Genomic DNA, 26,292 nt, shown 5'->3' with positions numbered 1-26,292 from the left:
GGGTCCGAGCGCTCCTGTTTCGTCGCCTGGGATAGGCGGTGAGTAATCGGGAGCCGGACCAAAGACACCTGGCTCATAAGGCGCTGGAGATATCGGGCTCGATGACGGACGCGGACAATCGAGTAAGCTTGATGCGACATGGTCACCCGAGAGCTCGTCGTCGCTGCCGATCGAGCACCCTACGGCCAAGGCCATTAGCATCAGAACGAGGGGAGTAAGGACCCGATGACTTTTTGGAGTGGGCGCACGCGATGTCGCGCGCTCTCGATGTCGAATTGATTGTGAAGGATATTTCATACTTTCAACCCCATGTAATAACGGCAGATAGAGAAACGCGTTTCCGCAACAAGCTGCAAAAATATAATATGTCGCATGCGCAAGGGATGTCGCGCATATGCCATTACCGGATAGGCTTTCGGTGTCAATCACGGGCCGTTGCCGAAACGTTTTGTTGGACCCGTACGGGACGGAGCGCCGGAAGCCTGCTCGACTCGCCCTCGGCGCTTCTACAACGTGCAGGAAAGGCAATTGGTTTTCGGCAAGCGGAAAGGAGACTCCGAAAGTGGATCGCGTGGCACCCTTCGAGCGCCGGAATACGCCGGACCCCGCTTTCATCAGGGTTGGAGCAGGCGAGTGCGTTCGAGCAACTAGGCTTCACGGCCTCCCAAACCTTCGACTTCACGCAGGGGGTATCGGCCGCAACGCGGAGCCCGTTGCGCCACTGCGCGAACTTTTCTTCGCGAGCCCGCCAGCCACTCACATCGTTGCCGGGTACGCAGACCCTCGAGCACCGAATGGGTGCCGGCGATTGGGGTCGCTTAGAAATTGGCGAGAGGGCCGCGAAACCGCGATCTCGGCGCGCGTTCGGGGGAACGACGGCCGCCGTCGCAACCAGGTCACCAGGTAGGCGAGTGTGCCTGGGAACTCCGCTCAAGAGTTTGGTACGCTTGCTAAGGTTGCTCCTTCAAACGGGGCCGGTAGAGCCGCGCCGTGACCTGTGGAGCCACTCGATGCGCCGCACGAGGCGGCGGCAGAGGACGGTGGGACGGTGCAACGCTGGATATCGAATCAGTGCGAGCTCCCACCCCGGTTACTTCCAACACCGAACTTCCCCCCGGCGGAGGTCCCCGGTCTGGCCCGAGATCTTACCATCTCAGGTGGCTTCTAGATACGCGGCTTCGAGTCCCGCCCTTCGGGCGGTTGTCGACGCGGCGCGTCTCCTTGGTTTTGTGAGTACACGCCACGACTCGGCTGACTGTCCGGCCGCGCGGTATGGCGATGTGGCTGCGCCCAAGACGGCCGTCTCACATCGAAGAGCGTCCGTGCCTTGGCGGCTAGACGACGTCATCGTCGTCCATTCCTCGCATCGAGCTCACCACGTCTTGGATTCGCTCATGCACGCGCGCGGCCGCTCCGTTAGCTACGTCCTCACCGAGACGAAGCCAAAGAAGGCGTCGCCAGCCACGCAGGAGGTGACGTCTCCGTCGCACCCCGCACAGACGAATATAGGACGTTTTTCGTCCTTTATCCGTATATTGCTCGAGATACACGTGGAGTGCTTAGAGTGGCATTGTTTCCCGCCGTAACCCTTCAATCAGCGAAATGTCGCGCGACGTTATGATCTCGTCGGACGAAAGTGCGTGTACGGCAGCGAGGCCGGAAGAGAGCAAAAAGCCCTGAGCGGAGAAATGCACCAGTTCCTCCCCAAGGACGCGGGTGGCCTCGATGCGATGCTTCAGAACGTTGAGTTTTGCCGCACCTGCGACATGAAGTACGACCGTTGCCCTGACGCGCTCGAATCGCTCCAGAACGCCTATGCGTGGGTGCAGCAATACGCGAAGTAGCGTTCATGAATCGATGTCGTCGCTGCTCTCCCACGTGCAGCGTGGAGAGCGAGATAGTTTCGTCGGGCACGGGGGCCGTGTCCACAAGAGTCTTCGATGCTATGCTCGCGCATGCCATGGGCATGCACCACAAATCGGGACAGGGGCTACGGATTGATGCTGAGCATTGTTCGTGGCTCGGAGATGCAATCTGTGGGATGCGTGCAGTTCGTAGAGGGCTCGCAGTGCAGGTCTCATTGCTCTTTCTGAGCGCAACGGCCGCCTCCTTTCTCGGCTGCATGACGGCTTCCACTCCGGCCGCGCCGGCGGTATCGAGCACCACGCTGCATCATGAGCCATTCCGTAGCTTGGAAGGGCGGTTCTCGGTCGAGTTTCCCCCTGGCATGACCCCTGAAATCGGAGCAGAAAAACTCGACCCGGGCTGCACGATTCATCGGGCCGAGGCGAAGAAGGGCGCCGTCTACTTCACCGTAGACTACATCGATTTGAAGCGCGCTACTCCCATCGACGATGAAAGAGATCTGGACGGTACGCGCGATGGCATCATGCGATTATTCAATGGTGTAATCGAGGAGGAGACGCGTATTTCGATTGAGGGATTTCCCGGTCGTCAACTGCGTGCCCGCGGTGACTCACCGTTTGGTCCTATCGCTTACCTAAGTCGCAACTACATCGTGGGAACGCGACTCTACGCGGTAATCGTCACCTATCCCCTCCGCACGCAAGAGCCGCAAGACCGGGTCGACTCTTTCCTGCGTTCGTTCCGACTGTTGCCCGAAGGTCACGCGGGGCTTCTGCCTTAGGATCGTCCGGGTTCCCCGACTATTGGCAGCCGGAACACGTCTTCCTCGGATGATGCTTGGTCCAGGTCACGGTGACCGTCGACGAAAGTCGCGACGTTGCGAAACGAGTGCGTAGTGCAGGCCCCGCACCTCGAGGTGTTCTTGTACCGGCGGATGCTCGAAGCACTGACATTCGCCGATCCCAACGGCCATGAGGACAACGGCTTCACGCCGGACGAAGCGTTGCGCGCTATGCGCGCCAGCATCGAGGTGCTCCGCCCATATCTACGCCCTGCGTGGATGGCCGATCTCGACGAGCTCGTCGCGCGCACACCCCGGCCATGGCGGGAGAAGCTCCCGAGAACTACGACTACGACATTCAGTTCTCGCTCCGACGTCCTCTCTTTCCGACAGGCGAGCCCTCGGATTATGTGCTCGACTTTGAGGCCCGCATAAATTGGGACCCCGATGGCGATGGGAGCAGCCCGGAAGTCCAGCACGCGGGACGCGTGGTCGGATACGTCATCGAGGCGGCGCGCGCGATCCGCGAAGGCGACGCGTTGCTTGATGTTTGCGACTCGGTCGACCAGAATCTTTGCAACTATTACGAGCTTCTCTTCGCGACTCCAGGTAATCATCTCCGTGACGGCATCAGCGATGGAGATGGAGGGGACGACGTCCTCATCATGTATCCCTCCTGAGGACCGCGTCGTGACGACGGTACCGTCGATCCGCAGACTCCACGTGCATGCGGAAGCGAGCGAAGAGGCCTGAATGGGAAAAGCGAATCGCGGGCTGGAAGGCGAGCGGGGAGAGCGCCGCCGATTATGCGAAGAAGCACGGCTGGAATCCGCGGACGCTGATCTGGTGGGACAGGCGGATTGCGGCGGAAAGCAAGGCTGCTGAAGCCGTAAAGGGCTTCGTCGAGATAATTCCTTCGGAGGAAACCTTCGCGGCCAAAATGCCCGTTGAAAAGGCGGTCGCGATGCTGAGCAGCTCTACACCCTATCGGGACGTCGAGGTGATCCTCCGTTCGGGGCGCGTTCTTCGCGTGCAGACGGGAGGTAGCGCTGCCGCACTTCGCGACCTACTCGGCGTGCTGGAGGAAAGTTGATGTTCTCTGCGTACGTCCGCATTTTCGTGAGCGTCGAGCGGGTGGATCTGCGCGTCAGTTTCGACCGGCTCGCAGGAATTGTGCGCGAGCGTTTCGGCGAGGACCCTCGTGGCGGTTCACTCTTCGTTTTCCTCAACAAGGGAACGAATCGATGCAAGGTTTTATTCTACGACCGCAGCGGATACGCAATTCTTTATAAACGTTTGGACTCTGGGGTATTCGTCCCACCACCCCGTAACGAGGGTGCATCGCGTGTCGAGATGAGCCCCGAAGCGTTTGCTCGATTCCTCGAAGGTCTCGCCGTCGAGAATAAGAAGAAGAGCAATATTCACTGATTTTATATTCGCTCGATTCGATATCGTGCTATACATGCATCGTCGATGCATCAAGCTGTGGCGCCCATCGCACCCCAGGATAGAAGCTTCGCCGCCAGCCTCGTCATCGCGCTGGCCCGGGGCGCATCCTCGGACACGATCGCCACCATCGTTGCCCAGAATCGTGACCTTCGCGATAAGAACGCGAAGCTACAGACCGAAAACGAATCTCAGCGTACGCGTATAGCCTCACTCCAAGAGCAAGTTGCGCGCCTGTCCACCCTGCTCTTCGGCGTAAAACGCGAGCGGCTGCCCGCAAGCGCGCTGCAGCTGCTGCTCGAGAGCATCGTACTTTCGGCCGATGGTGCAACCGCACCTCCCGCCGAACCGGCCGACGCCCATTCGCAAGATGCCACCGCGAGCCCGATGGCCGCTGACGCGGAGCCGGTATCCGAGCGCACGGCTTCGGAGCCAGGCGATGCTCAGACCCCTTCGGAGGTCACTCCGGTCCCACCACCGCCGCCAAGTGGCGTCCGCAAGCGCGCTACGCCACATGGCCGTAGACCGCTTCCCGAGCACTTGCCCGTCGAGACGGTCAAGCTTCCACCTGACGAAATTCCCGAGGGAACACGCTGCATCGGGCAAGAGGTTTCGTATCGTCTTGCCTATCGTAAGGCAGGGTATATACGCCTTCGTGTGGTCCGAGAGAAATTCGCCGAAGACAACGACGACGCCTCCACGACGGTGCACATTGCATCTGTGCCCGACGAGATGATCCCACGCGGCTTGCCTGACCCGGCCATGCTCGCTCACACGATCCACTCGAAATGGGCGGACCATATTCCGTACACGCGCCTGTCGAAGATGATCGCCCGGCACGGTTTGGATGCCTCTGTTTCCACCCTGAGTGCGTGGGAGAAACTCGCCGAGCCTACGGCCCGGATCGTGGTCGATGCGGCCTGGGAGCAGGCCATCACGAAGTGCCAGGTGATGGGCATCGACGCCACGGGAGTGCGCGTTATGGACACTCCGCACGATCGAAGAGCTCATGTTTGGGTGCTGCTTGCCGATCGTGCGCAAGTCTTTTTCCGTTATTCGGCTCTTCACACCAGCGATATGCCAAAAAGTTGGCTCGAAGGATTTCAAGGCATCGCGGTGGCGGACGCTTCGAGCGTCTACGATGATCTCTTTCGAACTCCGTTTGGGCCGACGGAGGCAGGATGCTTTGCGCATGCAAGGCGTAAGTATTTCTTCGCCATGCCGACCGATATGCGCGCGCGGCCCTTCGTCGAACTCGCGGACGCGCTCTTCGCGATTGAGCGGGACGCCGCTCGTCTTTCTCACCAAGGTCGCCTTGCTGTCCGAAAAGAGCGGTCCGTGCCCGTCATCGAGCACTTTGCCCGCGAGCGCGATCGGCTCCTCGCCGATTCCACCGTGGATCCGCGTGGCCCACTGTCGCGCGCCCTTCGGTATAGCCTCAATCATTGGGCCGCTTTGACGCGATTTTTGACGAACGGAAGAATTCCGCTCTCCAACAATGATGTCGAACGCGAAATCCGCCATGTCGCAATTGGAAGAAAAAATTGGATGCACCTCGGCTCGGACGACGCCGCCGAAGTGGCCTGCACATGGCTGTCGCTCATCGCCTCCGCGCGTCATGCCGGACTCGATTCCGAGCAGTACCTGCGCGACCTCTGTCGCGTCCTGCCCAGCTGGCCCAGAAACCGGGTGATCGAACTTGCTCCCATGAACTGGATCGCGACCCGAGCTCGACTCCTGCCCAAGGAGCTCGACGCCCCCTTGGGCAAGATCACCATTCCGCCGCCGCTCAGCCAGTCCCCATAACAGCGCTGCGCTCGATAGCTCCGTCATCCCTCGCGTCGAATCTAGGTCGCTTGCTCGACCTGGTCACGACGCGCTTCGCAGGACGGATACCTCATCATCGATCACGTCGAGGTCCATCCGAAGCACCGTGGCCGGCGGCTCGGCCACCTGGCTGTTCTCCGGGCGATCGAAACCTTCGGACGAGGGTGCGCAATCGCCGTCATGAAGCCGTTTCCGCTTCAGTTCTCGAATGCAAGCACGCCCGAACGTCGATCGCCCAGGTCAACCAAGTGGCGCGAACAGAGGGATCTCGAACGTTTCCCTCAGGACAGGGAGGGCGCCTTCAAGAAGCTTCGCGCATACTGGTCGGAGCTCGGGTTCCGTCGTCACAAGAAGACGGACGTCTTCATATTGGATCTGCAATCTGATCTGCCAACGGCGGAGGACCTGGTAGGAGACACCCTCGATCCGTAACAGGCGTCGGGTAGACCCCGAAAGGCTCAATCGAGTTGGGGTGCCAATCGGCTATTGAGGGACGTATTTCCGCACGGCGATCGGCGCATCCTCGGGGCCCCTCCAGTATGGGTCGATCGGAATCGTTCGTCGTAATCCACCGCATGGCGATCACTGCCCTAGGGCAGCCATCGTCCTCGGGGTATACCACGCTTGCGGCGCTGCTTCTCGAAGACGAAGTGGAGGCCAATGCCAAGCGCAATGAAGAGCCCGCCCGCGAGTACCCCTAAGCGCGAGTTGGCCGGCCCTCCCCAAGTATAAAGCGTCCAGACGTTGCGTTTGGGGTCGAGTGCAAACCGACCCGTGTAGGCATAAAATCCGGTGTGGCACGCGCCGTCCAAACCGACTTCAATCGCAGGTTCCTCCGGCCCGCACATGGCGGGCGCGTAGGAGCGCCAAACCTTGTCCGACTGGTAATAAACGCTCGCGTGCGAACAATCGAGTTCCGCCTCGAGCTTAACCCAGCGGGGAGCGTTCGCTGCATCCGCACACCGAATGCGCAGGGGCGCGTCGCCGTACTCGCCGAGTTCCCGAACGCAGTGAACGAACGCCCAGGCACCTGCGACAGCGGCCGCAGTGCAGAACATCAACCCAACCAAACGAGATCGGACGAGCAGTTCGACGAACAACCTCATTGCAAGCTCCCATGCACATGGTCGCGCCGTCGCGAGAGACAGCGCGCATCACGTATCATAGTCGCGGCTGTTCCATGGTGCGAAACCGCCATGTAGTTCCCCGGATGGATCTCGACGGTTCCGGAATCACGACGACATCCAAGCCCTCGCGCTCGGCGTCTTGGCACATTTCGATCAAGGTCGAGAACTTCTCTTCGTATGACATGACGGATTCTCCCTCGTGTCGAACGACTGCGAACGCCCTCTCTCTATCACATGGGCGCGCGCCTCGACGTGAGTCGAATGTGATGAATTGACGTCGTCGCGGACCTTTTGCGTCGATCCATCAGAGCCGATGGTGCTGTGGAATGGAACGCCGTGTCGGGGTCCCCTGGGCCTCGTTTGTGCGACGGCCGGGGAAAACAATCCGAAGTGCACCCCCAATCCATTCGACGAGGAGAAGCGTAAGAATGCCCAGGGCGTAACGGTCCGCGAAGACGGCGACGAATATGCTCCGTTTCTTTTGCCGTCGCGATACGCGAGGCCAACCGACGATGGTCGGATGCTCCTCTGTTACACGCTATCAACATGAAATCCCTATCAAACTATCCTAATGCGCACCGAGGTTTCTGATCCATAGCTGAGGCGCTCAAGCGCCAAACCGCACCCAAGGCACAAATCTCGTTCAAGGCGTCGTCCACGGGCCACCTTTATTGCCGCTCGCTCGCTTTGGGCATACTCGGAAGTCTCGCGCTTCACGCAGGAGAAGCGGCTGCAACGCCGTCGCTCGCATGCAACGTGGTGGGCTAGGAATGCTCGCCTGCTTGAGTGGCAGGCCTACGTTCCCTATGAACGATGTTCTGGATCCGATGCTGACCAAGGCGGCACCGAGTGGCTTAGGTGGAGGTCTTCACGCCGAAGGAGATAATCAGGTCCGGGCTCGTTGCTCCGGGCCCTACGTGGAAACGCTCCCCAAAGCCGACGCCGACCCAGTCAAGGATGGTGACGACGGGCAGCAGATCGAAGTTGAACACGTCCTTGGTTCCTTTATCTGAGTCGCCGGCAACGAGGACGCCCTGTATGAAGAGGTCTGCGGCAAGAAGTGATTTGTTGAGATGGTACCAAGACGGTTTCCATTTGATGCCGTAACCAACACCCGGGATAATGCCGGCCGTTAGCTTGCTTTCCTCCGAGTGGTAGGTGACGACGTCGAATCCCACGGAAGGACCGAGCCACAGCGCCTCGGCACCTTCGGTATCCGCGACTGCCTTTACCTTGTCAGCGGGAGCGTCCAGTACGCTTACGAAGCCACTGTCACGAAGCGCAGGAAGGAGCGTTGGCTCCGACGCTCGGATAGATGGCGTAGGACGCTTTAAGTAGATTCGTAGCGCTTCCTGTGCGACGACGGGGCGCGGCAGCGCCATGGCAATGAGACAGAGAACTACTGCTGAGCGACATCTCATAGGGGGATCTCCGTTATGAACGTCAGCGCGTCATAAGAGCTTTGTTGCCGACTGTTTTAAAATCGATATTGTTTTGGAATGTATTGTGTGCTGGAGCGTGCGGACGGCCGAATGTTGTTGCTTCGACTTGACGTGTGAAATGCTGTTATTTCGTGACCGCCAGGCATAAGCCGTCGTGATACCGCGCCACGTATATTGTCAGGGCGTGAGGATGTTGCTGAATGAAGCTGCTCAGACACCCTCAAATCATGGTGGTAGAACAGCCAGAAGAGGTCTTCTTTGGGTCAGCCTGAAAGCGCTAGTCATAAGCACCTGGAACGGTCGTGGAGTCGAGACAAGTAGACTCGTTTGATGATGGGGCGCAGACCCCACCGATAGTTGAACGGCAGGGACAGCCAGCGTTAGCGAGGGCCAATAGAACGACACCGAGGAAGGTGAGGGGACGTCTTTTCATGGCTCAGTTCGCGCGCGTCGCGGCCCAATCGAGAACCAAAGTGTGTGCGATGCAATCCCATGTCAACGGCAACCGGGAACTGCCCGGCTCGAGCTGGAACGAGCCAAAAGCAATCAGCTGTTAGCTTTGAATGGCCGTTCTTCAATGCTTTAGCCGAATTGGGCCTTCGGTTAGTGCCGTGTGCACTTGGCCGAGGCGTACCGTTCGAGCACTGCGTCACCAGTTTTTGCTGCAGTTCGTGCGGCAAACAGACGACGGAAGACTTTGATGGCTCGAGCGCGCGGGTCGGCACCAGACGGTTGCCTAGATAGCAATTGAGGTTGCTTTTTTTGTCTCCATGAATGTACGTGGGGTATTGCGGTGGCGTGCTCGAAGTCGCAATTTAATTCGCGAGGACCGAGAAGACGCGGAGAAGAGGACGGCGCATGTGAAGGTGCCTTCGTATTGAGTTCGGGCCGATGAAAACATCGAACGCCGGAGGTGACCTGGGTCGACCTACTGGGCCGCTAATGTTCACGCCCTGGCAGGGGTCGGTGCCTGCCGAGGGGGGGCGGACACCAACGCGGCTCAAGTCTTCGCCGAGTGAGGTGGGCAGACGCAAGGAGTTGAGTAGACAAAATGTCGAAATCCAATTTGTGCCTCGGTATGCGTCTTGCGGTTTCGCTTGTGGTAGCCACAGCGATAACTGTCGCACCGAAGTTGGCGCACGGGTTCAAGGCTGAGGGGCATGAGGCTATTGAGGCCGAGGCATACGCGGAGCTGTTAGCGGAACCGCAGGGGCCAGAACTCGTGCAGCGGCTCGTCTCCGGTGGATATCTAGAGGTCCAAGCCGGGGTCGACCTCGGGACGTGCTTGAGAAGGCGGGGACAGTCCTGCCTGGTAGCGGACAATGGCGACATCGACGCGGATTTCGTTCTCCAGACGGGCTATGCGGGCCAGTGCGCGCACTTCATGGCCGGGCCCGAGGACGACGCTAAGCCGGCGCGCCCAGGGGCAGAAAGTCCCCCAACGCGGCTACCGTATATGCTCGGGTACGCCGCACTGCCGAGGTGTCGTCGCTATATAGGCTACCTTGCAGACGCCGCGATTCGAGCGAAGGGAAGGCCGGCTGCGCACAACATCATGCGAGCGCTAATTCACTCAACTACAGACTCTTACTCGGAGGCGCATGCCGAGAGGAAACCCCTCGGGGAGAACGCCGAGGCGTGGGAGACGAGTAAAATCGTTCGTCTGAAGGTTTGGGACCTTATTGCGCTTTATCGCTGGTTGCAGCCGTTCGACTCAGAACGGTATCATGCCGCGTCAGATTGTCGAGATAACGACTACGTTGCGCCAAAATATCTCAATAAGGGGAAAATCGATGCGGCCTGCGCGGCGGAACGCCACCCCCGTGTTCCGCTCCCCCAAAAGTGCTTGTCACCGCGGGCAGCTGGTGCCGTGCGAGCCACTAAAGCCCTTCTTCGCGCGATCGACGAATTGACGCGTAGCGGTGTGTCTCCTGCGAAAACGGCATCGGTCTGGGTGCGATTTGTCGATACGCATTTCACGCTGACTGAGGACGCGGATGGTCATCACGGGTCCGTTCTAGATACTCTTAATACTTGGCAAAGGAATCACGGTGCTCCGGAGTGGGACTTCGAGCCACCCTTGTGCAGCGGAGACTGTTATCGTGGCGCTCCGCAGTGCCCGCCGCTCCGAGATACGCGTGGACGTTTTCAAAACCCACGGTGCGAACGCGATTTTGAATCGGAGCTCGAAGATCCGCTTCTATGGGCGCTGGCCGAGGTAACAGCGCCGGTTCGCACAGATGTCGGCCATGCGGTCCCGCTGACGTTTGGGCTTAGACACTATCCCCGCGGGTTGATAAGTATTATCAATTCCTCGCTTGCGGGGCACGTTCCGATTCGCTGGTCGCCATATCTGGAGGCCGATTTTGGAGCGCTAATGCCGACAGGTGACTCTACGTCGAATGCGCTGGGATACATTAGTGGACGCGCGGGCTTGCTGTCGGCCGTGCTTCATCCTGCGCTCGCTCTAAGCGCACTTGAAATTAGTTATGTAGTGCCTCGTCGAGGTGAATCGATATTCGCTGTTCAAGTGTTCGAAATGTCTGTTCGGACATCGGGGCTTTCGTACCGCTGTCCTCCGCACTTCGTATTTGGCCTTGGTGTGGGTAGTATGCATACTCGCTCAGATGTTGCACCCCGCAGCTTCGAATGGGCACCGTCGCTATTTTTCGGATACGGTGCAGGGCAGCGGACTTTGTGGTGACGAAGACGATCACGACGTCTTGGCTCCCGTACAGCCAAAGACGGATGCGGAGCTAAAAGAGAGCGCCTGCTGGGCGGTGCTCTCAGTCATCACGCCTGCAACGACCCGCGGTAATACACCATGGCTGTCGCGCTGATGGCCCACTCCGAAAGCCTCTCGGCCGCCGCACGCATCCTTGGATGTCGAATTCGGCGTGTCCATTCCTCGAGCAGTATGACAACCTTGTTCTGGCCGGCACGGTCGAACGACTCGTCGAGCAGCCGTCCATATCGGTCGAACTCTTGTAGCCGTTCAGCGAATTACTTGTCGAACTCCGCGTCGTTGAAGTCGGCCATGGCTTCCTCGACGTTGCGTTCGAGAACCAGGTTGAACAGTCTCTCGAACTACGCTTTCAATCGCGTGCCTTCCTCGAGGAACGAGACGAGTTTCCTGTGGCCGGCACGGTCGAATGCCTTCTCGATGCGCCGTCCACATTCCTCGAGGTTTTCGACTTGCGCATGGAACGGCTTCTCAAATTTCGGGTCGTTGATGTGTTCCATGCCGACATTGACCTTGTTGCTGAGAATCGTATTGAAGAGTGCGTCGAACATCGTTTTTATAGGAATCTCCTTTTTGAAGAAGGGGTTGACCTTCATCGTTCTTATTCCGGATCGAAAACGAACTTGCGCGCGAATCGGTGCTCGATACACCGCCCCTTTGTCGGAAGGTGATAACCGCCCTGACGTAATCGGTCGTGTCGAGGGTCGGCGATTCCGATGGGGGCTCGGTGGGCGGGTCCTTTTTCGGTGCCGCTGCAGTCACCATGGCCGCGAATTGAAGTGCCACCTCGGCGCATACTTTCGCGTTCATGAAGTGGCAGACCATGAGGCATCCCGACTCGTAACGTGTACGTCATCAAGAAGAAGGGGCAGCCGACGCCGGAAATACGGATCATGGAGACCATCAAGGGCGAATCGTTCGAACGTATCAAGAGCCCACTCGGAGACGAAGGTTCACTCGATGATCTTGGCAAACGATCGGCTAGACGATCAGAGTGCGGAGAAGGAGGGATGCCGATATTTCGTCGTCGAGACGCAATCGGCGCGGTACGCCTCCGACAGCGCCAATCAAGACTTCCACGGGGAGTACGGGGGCGCGTGCTGGTGGCTCACGCTCGGCGGACGGCCAGCGACCGACGAGGAGGCGCGGGTCGCCGATCGCGCGCGCACCATGAGGCTTCTCAGCGCTCTCGGCGCATGGTTTGGGGGAACGTTTCGGCGCCACCTCGAGTCCTTGCCTAAGGAGGCTCCGCGCGCGGAGGTGGCCCCCACGCCGAAACGGCGCACCAAGGTCGCTGCCGCGTCCACGACGAAGGCGAAGGCATCTCCCAAACGCGGAGCGCGACGCGCGAAAGGAGCCTGAGCGGGTGTGTTGCCGGGGAAGCTGCGCGCTCTGTTGGCTCCTCGGAGGCTGATATGGTGGTGGCGCTATGTGGTTTGAAGACCTGACGCCATACACGTATGGTCAAGCGAAGAGTACGTCGCCCTCGACGTTGAACGTTGGGTGGCTCGAACGGGGTCAGGATTACCCCGCCGGGGAGGTGCCGGCAGCCTTCAGCGGGCGCCTTGCACAGCTCGTGGAGCACGCGCGCACGCAGGCGACTCGAGGGATGCACCGTTGCGATCTTTGCCCGTCCGGCGAGAACGAGCAGCACCCGCAGGGCCAGGCGGAGATCCGCGCCGTCGGCGCCGATGGGACTCCCTTCGCGGCGCCGTCGCTGATCCACCACTACGTGACCGTCCACCGGTACCAGCCGCCCGTGGTCTTCATCGCCGCCGTCATGCGGAGCGCTCATCTCGAAGTGGACGACGCGCTCGCGCGCGACCTGTGCCTTGGGTGCGGCGTGGCGCTCGAGCGGCCGGAGAAGAGTGCGGTGATGCGGGAGTCGCATGCTGCCAGTAGAATATCCACTTGCCCCAATATCCGCGCCGCAGCCTGCACCTTCTGAAGAGACGTCTACGACGGTTGGAGTCGTTCGTCGAGGACCTTGGCAACGTCACCCTTGCGCTGGAGGCTACTGAAAAGCGCGTGCGACGGGAATCTCCCAAAGAACCACGCGCACTCGTCCGCGCGTTCCGAAGCTCGCTCGACGAGACAATCGCCATAGTCCGGGTATTCTCAGATGGTTTTCACACCGCTCGGACCGAGTACAAGACACGCGACAGATCGAAGAGCGCGGATGAAGTAACACGGCTTGCGGCCTCGCCGCAACAAGGCATGTCTGCCGCCTTTCGGCTATTTACGCTGTTTTCCATCTCAGAGCTGGAGCTGTTTACAAGGGACTTTGCAAATTGGTGGCTCACTCCAGCAGAAATTTCAAAGTTCAAGCGAAGCGCGACGTGTCGTCGATACGTGAGGCACCTGTCCCCGGATCCCGCGATAGCCAAAGATCAGATCATCACGTGGTTGAAGCCGTCGGCCCCTCCCAAGCCACCAACGTGGCCGACACGCATTCAGAGAGTCTTTCGCTGCCGACTCGATAAGCGCCTATCGGAGACTATGGTGACGCTGATCCTGTGGCGCAATGAGTTCTCCCATCTGGGTCAGCGACGATACAGAATTGATTGGATGACTACGGACTTTAGTGAATCGATGATCGCCTGGTTTTTCGCTTCGACCATTCTCAGCATTCGCCTCGGCGAGGCGTCCTTCAGGAGATTGCTGTGAAGTCATCGCCCGGGCATGCGCGCCACCATCTCGAGTCAAAGACGCGCTTGAGCGCCCCCTGTGCCTGGGCTGCGGCTTGGCACTCGAGCGACGCGAGGAGACGAAGGCGGTGCGCAACGGCTCGCTCGGTCAGTTGTCCTCGTTCGCCTGAGAGTGCGTGTTTGACCCGTGACGCCGCCGGGCGCGATGCATGGCGAGCGCTTGCGCGCGTGATACGCTCACACCGCATGAAGCCGTCCGAAGGCAGCAGGTCGGGGATCGTTGGCTGGGGCACGCGCCGGGCGCCGGATACCTCTGGTCATACCGCGTGGTTCGCGTCGACTCGGGGCGCGCGCGGCGCAGACCCCACCGGGGCTCTTCTTGCCCAGCCGGATGAGGCAACCTCTCCGGATCGGGTGAAATATGCCGATCGCCGATTCCTCCGTGTTGGGGCATGTAGCCACCGGGAGCGTGGTAGTCTTCGCTCTATTCAACCGGAATGTGAAAATGAGTGAGCCCCTGATCATCGTACGAGGACATCGTTTCTCCGCGGAGCATCTGCCGCTCGATTCACCGAAATTCGCGGAGGACGCTCGCGCGGTTCTTGAACTATCCGACGAAGAGCTCGATCGCGTTGCAACAGAACTCGCACGCTATCCGGGATTCCTTGACGGACGAGGTATTGCCGGAATCGTTGCCACATGCACCACGAGCAAGAACCCAAACCGAGTGGCGGCACTCATTCGTCAAGTCGATCGGTGGTGGCGGCAATCTGATCGAAAGATCGATGACTTTGTTAGCGATGTCCAACGAGCACTTTCGGAGCAGGAGGAGGAGGAAGAAGCTCAGAAGCAACAGGGGCTTTCGCGCAGCGAACGGGAGCGTCTCGCCGAGCGGCTCCCAAAATTCCTAGCGGCCCAGCCGCTCGCCCGTCAATGGAAGGCAGAGCGGATTGCAAATGGGACGGGCTCCTCTCTCGACGAGCTTCAGATCTACTGCGACACGCGTCCTGTTTTTAGTGACGATCGAGCCAAGATCGATGGGATGGTACTACTGACTACGTTGCGAGTCGTGAGCACGGACGTGAACGGCCTTTCATCCGTCACGGAGGTCCGCCTTTCACGAACGCAGCTTGAGGAACTGAGCACCAAAGCGACTGGCGCGCGGGAGAAGCTCACCAAGATCTTGGATCTGATGAACGAGAAAGACATAATCGTGCCTCACATCGGTAGAAAAATCAGCGAGGACAACACATGAGCAAGCACGGGGCAGATTCGAACCGACGTCCCGGACGCACGCCGCGCACGCTACCTCCATTTGCGTACAGCGGAGTTGATGTTGAAAAACTTGTGCGACAGATAAGCCAAGGCTCCTACGCTGTTGAGCATCGGCCTCGACTTGACGCTCAATCCTCGAGCCAGGCTGTCGTAATAACGAGCACTCGCGTCCCCATCGAAGTGGACCGTCTCCAGAAGCGGATACTCGCCAAGGAGTACGAATCAGAGCATGGTCCGGATGTTAACGACGCAGCGTTCGAGACAATCAAAACTAACATTCAAGAGGCTTACGAACAGTATTCGCCCGAGCTTGCGATAGACCGAATAGGTCGCATATGGGAAAAACTCGACAACATCGTTCAATTTGCGGAGGCTAAGACACGCCTCCTTCTCGGCAAGTTGAAGCGCCCAGTTGTACCAGAGCCTCCGGAGTGGCTTTCGGACCGATTACGGCCTTTGGGCAAAAATGACGAAGATGGCTGCGCTCTACCTGAAGCGACTATCGAGTCAACCAAACTTCTGATTGGCTACATTCTTGCTGAGCCGAGGAACACGCACCTTCGAGCGACGCTGGAGAAAGGCCCGCTTGGACGCGCCGTTGTCGATTGGGAAAATGATATCGGCAGGCTGCAATGGTTCGTCGCCCCATCCGAACTGCCCTGGCCCGGAGTAAACGTGCACGTGTGGGAACGAAAAGGACGAGGTGCAGCGGCTCATCGGGAAATGCGCACTTTTCACCACGCTCTTGCAGTTAGAAATCACCTGCTTACGTTCTACGATTCATGATGACGCGCAAGGCCGACTGTGCGGCGGCGACCACTGCACCATCTGGACTGGCTTTCGGTGATGAGAAGGAAGTTGGTCGCTACTTTCGGAACTTGAAGCGGACAGAGATCTCCAAGGTCTATGGTGAGGACTCCGACAATCCACCGGTCTACGGGTATAGAGTCAAGGAGTCGCATTGGCAGGATACGCAACGTGGCTTTTCGGTAAATTGCGCCGAATGTATGTGCGATCCGGATTGCTCGATTATTCTCCACGAATATGCACATCTCTATCAACACGTCGCTGAGATAGACATTGAGGAGTTGGCGAAGCTAGTTCCGTTTCGGATCGTTGCGCAGTATGCGCCGTTGCCTGGAAATGTATGTCATTTTAACATTGTAGCGACGGAAAAGTCGGGGCTCTCCGGACTCGCGGCGATCGGCGATGCTCTCGAAGAACTGGCCTATCCTTGCGGCAAGAAGCTGCCCAAGAGAGAGGAGGCTAAGGAGGAAGTGAAGGCCGCGTGCGATAAGTATCATCGGTTGGTGCGGATTCATCGTCACATCGCACCAGCCCCCGCGGCCCCCGATAATTCATCGCCGGTTCCTCTGACTGAACCGTTGACTTCTACGATCGAAGTTAGCGGTAACATAGGCAACGACACCGGGCCTTCATCGGAGCCAGTGGTCGGAACCGGTTAATCGGGGCTTACCGTTGAGCGCCCCCCTTCGACCGCCTCCGTCGCGTCGATCAACTCGGTCGCGACCTCCGATCCATTCCCGTACGCTGTAGGGACGCGAGCGCGGGGCGTGGCAACACGGTAGCCCCACGGAAAACGACTTCACCTCGTGCAGCACGTCGTTCAATCGCGCGGCCAGCGCAGCGTGCGCGTGGCGCGACATCCGTGCGGGCAGGGTGACGGTCTGTGGCGCAAAGAGTCAAAGTTGCCCGTCCGGAGAAGCCCGCCGCGCTCTCACCGTTTTCAATGGCGCGCGCCACGCAATCCGAGATCAAGGCACAATCACGTGTAAACACGCGGTAGCAACTTCAGGCGCGTGACACTACACTGCAACTGTTCCGCGAGCCGGATGGGGGAAGATAAAGGCAGATCCGAAGGAGGGGCGATGGCGTTTGCCGACGTTGTGGTGTTACTCCCCGGGATCCTGGGTAGCGTTCTGCGAAAAGCAGACAAGGACGTGTGGTCGCTCGGGGCTGGGTCGCTGTTCCGGGCGCTGACGACACTTGGGAGGAATCTCAACGCGCTCACGCTCGAACGCGACTCAATGGACGACTCGGTCGACGACGTCGTCGCCACCAGGCTCCTTCCCGACACGACGATCCTACCGGGCTTCTGGCGAATCGACGGGTACACTCGCATCGCCTCGATGTTGAAGTCACGTCTCGGCCTCGCGGAGGGCCAGAACTACTTCGAATTTCCCTATGACTGGCGGCGGGACAATCGTGTGGCTGCGCGAAGGCTGTCTGAGTGCGTTCCCGCCTGGCTCGACAATCATCGGCGAGAGACCGGCACACGGGACGCGAAGGTCTGGTTCCTAGGTCACTCGATGGGTGGCCTCGTCGCTCGTTACTACATCGAGAAGCTTGGCGGTCGCGAGTTCACGCGCGGGCTTGTGACCTTCGGTACGCCGTTTCGCGGCTCGATGAACGCGCTCGACGTGCTCGTGAACGGCTTTCGACAAGACTTGGGGCCTATCTCGACCGTCGACCTCACGGCGATGGTGCGGTCGTTCACCTCCGTGTATCAGCTGCTTCCCACCTACACGTGCATCGACGACGGAACAGGAGCTCTCAAGCACCTCACGGACAACCTCGTAAGCATCCCAAACCTCGACGCCGCGAAGGTGGCAGCCGCTCGGGCATTCTACCGTGAGATGGACGACGCCGCGGCCGCCGCGAAGAACGCCGGGACGGGCACGAGAATCTTCCCGTTCGTAGGCTTTCACCAAGTCACGAGCCTTTCGGCACGCCCCATTGCGTCGGGGGCGACTCTCCTCGCCACGCTCGGGGGGCAGGACTTCCAGGGCGACAGCACTGTGCCGCGCCTGTCAGCCACGCCCGACGAGTGGGCGAATTCGGGGGTTGAGCGCTACGCGACCGAGCGCCACGCGTCGTTGCAAAATGCTCCCGAGGTGCTGCAGCAGCTCGAGGGCATCCTCTCGGACGCCGACGTGGGACCGTTCCGCATTTGGGCCAAACAGACCTCGAACCCAAACCGGTACCGCTTTGGGCTTGGGGTCTCCGAACGCCTTGGCCTCTCCCTCGAGGTGGGCGACGTGATCTCGGTCGGCGACCTCCTTCCGATCGCGTGCCGTCCAGTCAGCTCGACGTTCTCGCGAAACGGTGGCCGGGAACCGCCTCCTGATGCGATCGATCTCATCGCCTATGTAGTGCACGTCGAGTCGAGTCGGACGGTGGTGGTGGCGCTCGCACGGTCCGACGACGGCTGGCACCGCGGAAATGCGCGCGTCGCGGAACCGGGTGCCTACCGCGTGACGGTGATGGGCGGCGCGGGCGTAACGCCAGTCTCGGACGTCTTTGCGGCTTGTGACGTACCCGGCACGACGCGAAGTGCGGCGCTCGTCGAGGGGCTTGTAGATTGGTCGAGGGTGGAGGCCGTGCTCGAGGCCCGCGGCGCCGTCTCGGCGGCGGCGGCCGCCGTCGCGAACCTCGCCCGAGGTGCCGGGGTGGTCGTACGGGCCGACGGCCGGCACTACGCGCTTCGCGTCGAGGAGCTGCCCTTCGGCGGGCGGAACCGCGACGCACAGCTATCTCTCCATGAAGCACTCGACCTTCACGAGTACGAGGAGAGCCTGGTCGTTCACGACCGAGCCGCCGCTCCTCTGCGCGCTGCGCCCGCCCCGCTCTCCAAGGCCTGGGGAAACCGCTGGGTGGTGCTTGAGGACGGGATGCCAAAGTCCATCGGTGAAGCACGGCCGCCGCGGCCGCCCGACGTCGGCGGCGTGTTCCGGGGTGAAGCTCGCGTCACGGAGGCTGAGTCCATCGCGCATCACAGCGTCGAACGGCTGCCCAAGGTGACCCTGCGCGGAGCCCTTGCCCCCGAGGAATCGATTTCGGTCGACGTCGACCTCGTCGTTGCGCCGGCCCCCGACACTCTGGGGTTGCTGCGTTTCCGGCTGGGCGAACGGAACGAGATCGCCGTGGTGGCCCGTTTCGTTCCCCCGCCCGAGCTGCTCGTGCGCGCCGGCGACGATGTGCGAACCATCTTGGTGCGCAGGGATGGGCCAGGCATCTTTTGCTCGTTTGCCGCAAAAGTCGCGCCCGATGCGGTTGCAGGCAAGGAGATCGCGGTCTCCGTAAGCTTTTGGGTTGAGGGCGGTTACGTCGGCGCCGCGCAAGCGTTCTTTCGCGTGGCGGCGCGCCCGGCAACGGGGTCACCTCCGGCCTTGGGGCTATCTCCTGCAGCCGCTGAGACGGTGGTCGAGCCAACCTCTCTTCGTGGCGCGGTGGATGTCTCGCCGAACGAGATGGCCCCACCGATGCTCACGGTCCAGATCGTGCGCCCCGATCCGTCCAAGCCTGGCGAATTGCTTTGGATGGTGTCCGTCCGCGAGCCCGTGCGCGACCTGCCCCTTCGGATGTCGGGCACCTGCCGCATTACCGCACCGAGCGAGTACGTGCGGACTTTGGCTAAAGGGGCAGCGCCGAGCCGCGCGACGCATCTTGCCTATTTTCGCGGTGTCGGAAGTGAGCTCTGGGCGGCGGCGCCGGAGTGCTTTCGGCAGACGTATGCGGCGCTGTTCGCTGAGAAACGGGAAAATTTCGAGATCCAGTTCATTTCCGATGACCCGTACGTCCCCTGGGAGCTGATGTGGCCCGACACCGTCGACGGCGCCGGGCTCTTGGCGATGAAGCACCCGGTGGCGCGCTGGTTCTTGGACTACCAGACACTCCTCACCACGCAGCTCCCGAGGGGCCAGATTCTAACGATCGCGCCCGACTACACGCGCAGTGGCGCGATGTCTCCGTTGCCCAGCGCGCAGATTGAATCCGAGCATCTGCGGACCCAGTACGGCGCCAAGCAGGTCACGCCCACTCGAAAGGAAGTTCTCGGCTTGTTCGAAACGCTGCCATCCACCCCGGTTTCGTTTCTGCACTTTGCCGGGCACGGGTGCTTTCTCGGTGGCGCGGAAGGATCGCAGGTCTACCTTGAAGATGACCCACTTGCATCGGTCGAAGTGCGCGCAGGGAACAACCGGATGGCCGAGAAGGGCCGCACGCTCGTCTTCTTCAATGCGTGCGAGACGGCCGGGAGCGCGGATTCGCTGGCATCCGCGGCGGGGTGGGCGGAGGCCTTCGTGCGCCGAAAGTACGGAGGCATGATCGCGCCTCTTTGGCCCGTCTACGATGGTCATGCGCTGCGGGTCCTCGACGAAGTCGCCTTGGGCGCCATCAACAAGAAACAACCCGTCGCGAATGTCCTTCGCGACATCCGCGAGCGGTACGCCGCCGATTCGCCGACCTATCTCGCGTACATCTTCGTGGGCGATGTTCGCGCGCGATTTGCGTAGCGGGTCCTGACGCACGGCGCGGCGGGCGCGCCCCGTGGACGTCCCCGTTACGCAGCGAATATTAGTTGGAAGGGGGCCCAGGAAGCCAGATCGGCGTCCCCCACGCGTAGGCGTAGTCGTCGCGTTGCCTCGGAGGCCAGCAGCCGAAGGTCCGCGTTCTCTCTTAGCCCGTCCAAGAAGGCATCCGTGTAGAGCGCTGACAGGTCGTCTCTCACCTCCCACGCGCCGGCAAGGACCTCGCGGGCTCCGGCGCGCAGCAGCCACGATGCGAAGCTGAACATTTCGCTTGCCGGCGCCACCGCCTCAGACGCCGTCGAACACGCACTCAAATGCACGAACGGGCGCCTGGCGCTGAGATCCATTCCGAGTACGTCCTCGACGCTCCATTCGACGCCGCGCCCCTCGTCCGTCATGAGCAGCAGCCCGCTTGCAGAACCATGACCGGAATACACGAGCGTGTCGGTGAGTGGGATCAGCTCGGCCATCACGCTCGGCGTTGGACGGCGACCATCGACCCGGATTGTGTCCGCGAAGGCGTGAGGAGGAAGGGCGCCCATGCCCACGCGGTCGCCCACAGACGCAAGGACGGTGACATCTGTCCCCCCTTGCGAGAGACGCTGGGCGACGCGCAAGAGCTCTCCGGGCGATGCGTCGAGAGACGCCTGCCCGCTCGTAGTCGGGTCACTGAGCACGCAGAGGGCGCTCCTTGGAGCGCGCCAGCGGATCTCGCGACCCGGGAGGCGCGCAAGACTCGTTGCGTACGCGACGGATCGCGCACGCAGAAGAAGGCGCGTGCCCCCCACGCGTGCTGCATGAAACGGGATCCCACTCAAGCGGCCCGCGATGACCACCAGATCGCGGCCGTCAATCATAGAAGCGGACAGCGAAGCGCCGAGGAGTCGTTCGCTGACGAGAGCGAGGAGTGCCTCGGTACTCGCGTTCCACTCCGCGTAGCGATGGTGCTTGTCCGGAGCGGAGGCCTCCCGCCACCGGGACCAAGCTCGCCACCAGTCGTCGCGAGCTTGGTTCGTTTCGATTGAGCGCAGATCCAGCGCGTGGACCGAAACACCCGTGGCCGTTGCGACAACCAGAACGGTACCCAAGGATCCTAGCGTGACGTCTATGACGGTGCTCTCTGGGTTTGCCGAGAAAAAGGACGCAAGCTGTGCCTCGATCTGCGCTGCCTCGAAGCGTTCAGGTCGCCCTGCATGGATCGCCTGTAGGGCCCGGGCGCGTACGATCGTCTCGGCGGCGCGGGCTGCCTCCGAGAACGTGGACTCCGTCGCCGACGCGGCGTTCTGCGTGCGCCACCGTACCTGCTCCTCGCGAAGCGCAGCGCTCTGCGCCGCGCGGGCCTCTGCGAGCCGCGCCCCGGTGAGCTGCCCGGCGAGCAGGCGCGTGTGTTCAAGAAGTTCGCGGTTCTTCGCCAAGCAGACGTTGCGCACGAATTCCGCGATCGGCGCGCCGCGCCTCACGCGAAGCCATGCGAGATCCGCATGGACCTTGCTGGCGGCGACTGACGACAAGCGCCACTCAATCGTGGGCACCTGCCCCCACGCCTCATCTGCGTGAACACTCGCTTCTTCGAGAAGTGCCTCGGCTCTCGCTAGGTTAGGTTGCGGGTCGCCCGGCGGGCTGTCGTCGATAAGCGCTTCGGCGAGATCCCGCGCGGCCGTGAGCTCCTCGGTGCGCAAGGCAAGTTGGCCGTACAGCCGATGTGCTTCATTGAGCAAAGCCGTACCTTCCTCGCGCTGCGGCAACTCGTCTGCCCGTCGCAGAAGGTTTCCGAACTGATGCGCCCTCCCCGCAAGCTCGTGAAGGTCGCCCCGCTCGCGGAGGGATTTCAGCGCATCGCGCGCCGAGCTTACTGCCTCGGGAGTTGGACGTGCACGGGCAAAGGAAGCCTGAGCGAAGGAGACGATGAGCGAAAGAAGAGGGTGCCCTCCAAGGCACTCCTGTGCCTCTACGAGGCACCGATAGCCCTCTTCCTCGAAGGTCGGGTCACCCGTCAGGCGGCCTAGCTCTTCATTCAGAAACGCCTGATTGAGCCGCAGAAGTCCCCCGAGCTCCGACGTCGCAGACGCGAAACGCGTTCCTGCACTGAAGCTCTCCCGCGCCGCCCGAAGGCGTCCCTCGAGATCGCCGTAGGCGCGGTGGCGCAGGATGTTTCCGCGGGTGAGATAGAGACTCGCTATCGCGTCGGTAACCCACACAGGGTCACGGCGAATGGGGATCGCAATCGCCAGCCCCTCGTCGACGTACGTGAGCGCCCGTTCGAAGTCAGTTGCCCGATCGGTGTCCCGTGCCTCTATCAGGAACACTGCATAGTTGTTGAGCACGATGGCGCGATTGATCGAGTCCTCGTTCGGTAGCAACGTAAGGGCTTCGTCGTAGAGGGACGCGATCCGCTCGAGCGAGACGTGAATGCCTCGACGGGCAAGGGCCACAAGGACATTGGCGAGGCCCCCCAGAGCGCGGCCGCGTGGTTCTCGCTCGTGGGCGACCCGTTCCACGGAAAGGCCCGCCTCGAACTCGGCCCGCGCCTCGGCAAGACGATCGGGAGTCCAGATCGCCACGTTTTCCAGGAGCCGGGCGCGCGCGAAATGAAGATCGCGCACAAGACGCGGCGACGTCTTCGGCGAGACGGTTCCACGGGCCGACGCGAGCCGCGCCTCCGCATCCTCGAGCGCGACTTGCCCTTGTCCTGCGGGGCGCCAGTAGAGAACGAGCGCCGTCCCGTACCGTAGCGTGGTGGTTGCGCGAATGGCCGCTTCGCCGGGCCGGTCGCAGAGCACGCGGTATTCGTCGAGGGCGGGCGTAAGCAGTGCGCCACCGGACCATCGAAGGGCACGCTCCAGAAAGTACGCGCCATAGAAAGGCGCCGAGTCTTCGTCGCGGGCGAAGTCAGCGATGGCCGCCGCGACAGCCTGCTCGACCGTGAGCTCGCCGGCCGAAACGCGGCTAAGAAGCGCGTCGAAGGGGGCGTGTAGATCGGGCCGCATGATCAGCCATGCTTCGGCCATGTCCCCGGACGCGTAGAGCGAGAACCTGCCGTCGGAGGCTCCGCTCACGTTGGCGCGCGACTCGGTCACCCGGCAAAGCGTCACCAGCCACTCCCGAAGCTGCGCGATTCTTGGCGCGAGTTCACTTCCAGCGCAAGCCGCCGCGCGGCAACGTACCGAAAGCCACTTGTGGAACGCGGGATCGGAATAGATCGTTCCCGGTCGCAACGACACGGACAGTTCGTCGGGAGACTGATCGCGTAGTGTCGAGATTTGGTCGAGGGCCCGAACGAGGGTGTCGTAAACGGCAAGAACGCGAGCGAACGCATGCTCGCGCCTCGCGTCGCCAGCGGTCGACGCGTCAGAGGCCAGCGCGCGCATGAGCGGCCAAAACGACTCCGTGAAGAGGACTTGACGGCCCTCATAGACCGCGACAAGGAGGGCAAGGCTGTCGGCGCGCAGCGTCTCCTCAATGGTGTCGCGCAGCTCAGCGACGAACCCGGCCTGTTGGGACCGGTAGTCCCCAAGGGGCGAGTCCGATTCCTGGGCAGCATCTCGCGCGAGTTTCTCGGCGAGGTCATTGAGCGCGGCGTCGTGCCGCAAGGAGCGCTCGCGCACGAGAAGCTCCAGCAAGGCGTTCGGCGAGGGCGCGTCTCGGACTTCGTCCATAATAGCCATGAGAGCGCCAGGCAGCGTGCACTGCGGCGGAGAGACGGACAAGGTCAACTGTTGCCGTCGTCAAGATTGAACCAGACGAGAAGGCGCGCACCAAACTACTTCGCCTCCCGTGCGGTTGCCCCTCAGCTACGCGCCTGAGGCCTCCCAAGGAACCGGGCTGGACTTTGCATCGCCGTTGTTAAGAACTTTCTGAGGATGGAGAGCAGCGCCCTTCAACGGAACTTATCAATTATCTAGACACCACAGGAACTAAGCAAGCACGGCATTAATGTGGGACGCCATGAACTGAGGTTACGGTCCAGTCCATCCCGCTGCATCTCGTGCGAGCCCTCCCGCTCACTACGCAGCAACCTCAGTCATTTATTCATTCGGACCGGCGGGCTCTGAAGGAGCACGTCGTAAGCTATTGATTTTACTTACGTTCCAACAAAGCATTCTTAAGGATCCAGGACGGGATTCTTAAGAACGAAGCGTTCTTAAATGCGTCCAAGCGCGAACCGGACAAATAATGAGCACTTCCCCGGCCGAAGCGAGGACCGAGGTCACGGGTTCGCGGGGATGTGCGAGCGTCGGGGAAGTGCGTTCTTGAACAGGCCCGGAGCGGCGGGGAGCGACAACGCCGTGCTATGGGAGTTTCGGCTTGAGCCGGAGGTGGCGGGACGGGGGTAGGGGCCAGCGGCGGGTAGGACCTGTCGTGAAACGCAATGGCAGAAAGCGATGTGCATGGGGGCAGGACGTGCGCGTCGGAGAGCGTGGCCGCACAAATGCGTGTACGGGACGGCTCCCGCGCAGATCGCCGCGTGTCCGCGGAGCAAACGTGAAGTCGGCAGACTCGAGCCATCGTGTGTTCATGCAGCCCTCGACGGGGGAGCGCGGGCCAAGGCTCGTGCAACAGCGACACGCACGAGCGGACCGCCACACTTGGGACAGCGCTCGATATCGCGACCGGTGACGCGCTGGAGCAAGACGCTCCAGGAGACCGTAGTCTCGCCACGCACCGGCGGTGTGTATGCCAGCGAATTGCACGCCGCCGCATGAGCCTCTTCGCTCGCGCCGGCGTAGAGGCCATAATGACGGATCTTGTGAAGGCCGTTCGGGAGGACGTGTTGGATGAAGCGTCGGAGGAATTCGACCGGCGTGAGGACTTTGGTTCGACCGCTTTTCGTACGAAATACGATTGCCTCGTCGGTTACATCGACCAAGCGACTGTTGGCGATGGCGACGCGATGGGTGTAGCGGCCAAGGTACCGCAGCACGTGGAGTACTTCACGAAAGGGCTTTTTCGCATAGACGACCCACGAAGTCTTGGCCAGGCGCGACATCCAGCATGCAAAGGCTACGGGGGTACTGAAATCGCGGAAGGCCTCGTGCTCCCCTCGTATAAAGAGCCGAGAGAGTGGCCATCATCTTGCCGCGAAGCAAGGCTCCCATCACGTGCACGGGGAAGAGATACTTTGCACGGGAGGCTATCCAACGATCGCCCGAGAGGGCGAGCCCACCGGCCGTGACGATGGCATGTACGTGGGGATGAAAGACGAGCTCTCGCGTCCAGGTATGAAGCACCATCGTGATTCCGAGGCGCGCCGAAAGATGTGTCTCGCCAAGCTCGGCGAGCGTCTCGCTCGCCGCGGCGAACAGGGCGCCGAAGACTTCGCGCGGTCGATACTTGGCGAGCGCACGAAGCTCGCTCGGCACCGTAAAGACCACATGGAAATGCTGCACCGGCAGTAGGCGCTCCGCGCGCGAACCAATCCATCGCTCCTGCGCGAGCGCCTGGCACTTGGGACAGTGTCGATTGCGGCAGGAATTGTACGCTGGCGTTTGATGTCCGCACGCGCGGCACACCTCGACATGGCCCCCAAGGGCCGCGGTGCGACACAGCTCGATTGCCGAAAGTACGCGCCGCTGCGAAAGCGTCACGGACTCCGTTCGCTCCAACTCGTGTCGGTGTCGCCGCACGATGTCAGCGATGTCGAAGGGTGTCCGCCCGGCGGGTGCCGGGCAGGTGGACATGGGCGAGCGTCAGCCCAGGTTGCGCAACTTGTCGTGAGGGCTGGGCGTGGTGGAGATAAGTGCTGTCGACACGCGCGCGTAGCGCGCGGTCGTTGCGACATTGGCGTGTCCGAGCAAGACCTGAATGAT

16 protein-coding genes and 1 pseudogene are annotated in these 26,292 nt (G+C 61.2%); 13 read left to right on the top strand and 4 right to left on the bottom strand.

Going from position 1 to position 26,292, the window contains the following annotated elements; translation table 11 throughout:
* Positions 1–1,640 precede the first annotated feature (1,640 nt).
* The 6 genes from LZC95_48965 to LZC95_48940 all read left to right on the top strand — a co-directional run bounded on the left by LZC95_48965 (position 1,641) and on the right by LZC95_48940 (position 5,899).
* A complete protein-coding gene (locus LZC95_48965) occupies positions 1,641–1,844 on the top strand; it encodes a hypothetical protein (protein WXA94366.1) in 204 nt (67 codons plus the stop codon).
* Positions 1,845–2,068: 224 nt separating this feature from the next.
* On the top strand, positions 2,069–2,647 hold the full coding sequence (locus LZC95_48960; GenBank protein ID WXA94365.1) for a hypothetical protein: 579 nt from the start codon (positions 2,069–2,071) through the stop codon (positions 2,645–2,647).
* Positions 2,648–2,967: 320 nt separating this feature from the next.
* Positions 2,968–3,327 carry a hypothetical protein gene (locus tag LZC95_48955; protein WXA94364.1) on the top strand — a complete coding sequence of 120 codons (360 nt, stop codon included), beginning with the start codon at positions 2,968–2,970 and terminating at the stop codon, positions 3,325–3,327.
* Between the two features lie 47 nt (positions 3,328–3,374).
* Positions 3,375–3,740 carry a hypothetical protein gene (locus tag LZC95_48950; protein WXA94363.1) on the top strand — a complete coding sequence of 122 codons (366 nt, stop codon included), beginning with the start codon at positions 3,375–3,377 and terminating at the stop codon, positions 3,738–3,740.
* Positions 3,740–4,075, top strand: a complete 336-nt coding sequence (gene tnpB / locus LZC95_48945; GenBank protein ID WXA94362.1) for an IS66 family insertion sequence element accessory protein TnpB — start codon at positions 3,740–3,742, stop codon at positions 4,073–4,075. The genes LZC95_48950 and tnpB overlap by 1 nt, the downstream gene beginning before the upstream one ends.
* A gap of 45 nt (positions 4,076–4,120) precedes the next feature.
* Positions 4,121–5,899, top strand: a complete 1,779-nt coding sequence (locus LZC95_48940) for an IS66 family transposase (protein ID WXA94361.1) — start codon at positions 4,121–4,123, stop codon at positions 5,897–5,899.
* A gap of 2,002 nt (positions 5,900–7,901) precedes the next feature.
* Here the strand turns inward: LZC95_48940 and LZC95_48935 are convergent.
* Both LZC95_48935 and LZC95_48930 read right to left on the bottom strand, forming a co-directional pair.
* Positions 7,902–8,429, bottom strand: a complete 528-nt coding sequence (locus LZC95_48935; GenBank protein WXA94360.1) for a hypothetical protein — start codon at positions 8,427–8,429, stop codon at positions 7,902–7,904.
* 3,147 nt (positions 8,430–11,576) lie between these two features.
* Complete coding sequence (locus LZC95_48930; GenBank protein ID WXA94359.1) at positions 11,577–11,828, bottom strand: hypothetical protein; 252 nt, start codon at positions 11,826–11,828, stop codon at positions 11,577–11,579.
* Positions 11,829–12,192: 364 nt separating this feature from the next.
* Between LZC95_48930 and LZC95_48925 the strand changes: the two genes are divergently transcribed.
* The 7 genes from LZC95_48925 (at position 12,193) to LZC95_48895 (ending at position 20,470) form a co-directional block, all read left to right on the top strand.
* Positions 12,193–12,594 (top strand): hypothetical protein, encoded by a 402-nt coding sequence (locus LZC95_48925; protein ID WXA94358.1) that lies wholly within the window; start codon positions 12,193–12,195, stop codon positions 12,592–12,594.
* 67 nt (positions 12,595–12,661) lie between these two features.
* Positions 12,662–13,180: a hypothetical protein gene (locus LZC95_48920; protein WXA94357.1), complete on the top strand. Its 519-nt coding sequence runs from the start codon at positions 12,662–12,664 to the stop codon at positions 13,178–13,180.
* 17 nt (positions 13,181–13,197) lie between these two features.
* On the top strand, positions 13,198–13,899 hold the full coding sequence (locus LZC95_48915; GenBank protein ID WXA94356.1) for a hypothetical protein: 702 nt from the start codon (positions 13,198–13,200) through the stop codon (positions 13,897–13,899).
* A gap of 402 nt (positions 13,900–14,301) precedes the next feature.
* Positions 14,302–15,135 carry a hypothetical protein gene (locus tag LZC95_48910; GenBank protein ID WXA94355.1) on the top strand — a complete coding sequence of 278 codons (834 nt, stop codon included), beginning with the start codon at positions 14,302–14,304 and terminating at the stop codon, positions 15,133–15,135.
* A 200-nt stretch (positions 15,136–15,335) separates the two neighbouring features.
* Positions 15,336–15,941 (top strand): hypothetical protein, encoded by a 606-nt coding sequence (locus LZC95_48905; GenBank protein ID WXA94354.1) that lies wholly within the window; start codon positions 15,336–15,338, stop codon positions 15,939–15,941.
* A complete protein-coding gene (locus tag LZC95_48900; protein ID WXA94353.1) occupies positions 15,938–16,621 on the top strand; it encodes a hypothetical protein in 684 nt (227 codons plus the stop codon). The genes LZC95_48905 and LZC95_48900 overlap by 4 nt, the downstream gene beginning before the upstream one ends.
* Before the next feature lie 582 nt (positions 16,622–17,203).
* Complete coding sequence (locus tag LZC95_48895; GenBank protein ID WXA94352.1) at positions 17,204–20,470, top strand: CHAT domain-containing protein; 3,267 nt, start codon at positions 17,204–17,206, stop codon at positions 20,468–20,470.
* 47 nt (positions 20,471–20,517) lie between these two features.
* Here LZC95_48895 and LZC95_48890 read toward each other — a convergent pair whose 3' ends face one another.
* The gene (locus LZC95_48890; GenBank protein ID WXA94351.1) at positions 20,518–24,150 is read right to left on the bottom strand and encodes a CHAT domain-containing protein; all 3,633 of its coding nucleotides are present in this window, start codon (positions 24,148–24,150) and stop codon (positions 20,518–20,520) included.
* Between the two features lie 848 nt (positions 24,151–24,998).
* Positions 24,999–26,163: pseudogene (locus LZC95_48885) on the bottom strand (IS91 family transposase).
* Positions 26,164–26,292 lie beyond the last annotated feature (129 nt).

Source organism: Sorangiineae bacterium MSr12523 (assembly GCA_037157775.1).
In the GTDB taxonomy this organism is placed as follows: Bacteria; Myxococcota_A; Polyangia; order Polyangiales; family Polyangiaceae; genus Pendulispora; species Pendulispora brunnea.
This window is presented reverse-complemented; position numbering and strand designations above follow the sequence as displayed.

Coding starts and splice junctions, on each gene's coding strand:
- LZC95_48955 (WXA94364.1), top strand. CDS start 2,968: ATGGCGGGAGAAGCTCCCGAGAACTACGACTACGACATTCAGTTCTCG.
- LZC95_48950 (WXA94363.1), top strand. CDS start 3,375: ATGCGGAAGCGAGCGAAGAGGCCTGAATGGGAAAAGCGAATCGCGGGC.
- tnpB (WXA94362.1), top strand. CDS start 3,740: ATGTTCTCTGCGTACGTCCGCATTTTCGTGAGCGTCGAGCGGGTGGAT.
- LZC95_48940 (WXA94361.1), top strand. CDS start 4,121: ATGCATCAAGCTGTGGCGCCCATCGCACCCCAGGATAGAAGCTTCGCC.
- LZC95_48935 (WXA94360.1), bottom strand. CDS start 8,429: ATGGCGCTGCCGCGCCCCGTCGTCGCACAGGAAGCGCTACGAATCTAC.
- LZC95_48930 (WXA94359.1), bottom strand. CDS start 11,828: ATGAAGGTCAACCCCTTCTTCAAAAAGGAGATTCCTATAAAAACGATG.
- LZC95_48925 (WXA94358.1), top strand. CDS start 12,193: ATGATCTTGGCAAACGATCGGCTAGACGATCAGAGTGCGGAGAAGGAG.
- LZC95_48920 (WXA94357.1), top strand. CDS start 12,662: ATGTGGTTTGAAGACCTGACGCCATACACGTATGGTCAAGCGAAGAGT.
- LZC95_48910 (WXA94355.1), top strand. CDS start 14,302: ATGCCGATCGCCGATTCCTCCGTGTTGGGGCATGTAGCCACCGGGAGC.
- LZC95_48900 (WXA94353.1), top strand. CDS start 15,938: ATGATGACGCGCAAGGCCGACTGTGCGGCGGCGACCACTGCACCATCT.
- LZC95_48895 (WXA94352.1), top strand. CDS start 17,204: ATGGACGACTCGGTCGACGACGTCGTCGCCACCAGGCTCCTTCCCGAC.
- LZC95_48890 (WXA94351.1), bottom strand. CDS start 24,150: ATGGCTATTATGGACGAAGTCCGAGACGCGCCCTCGCCGAACGCCTTG.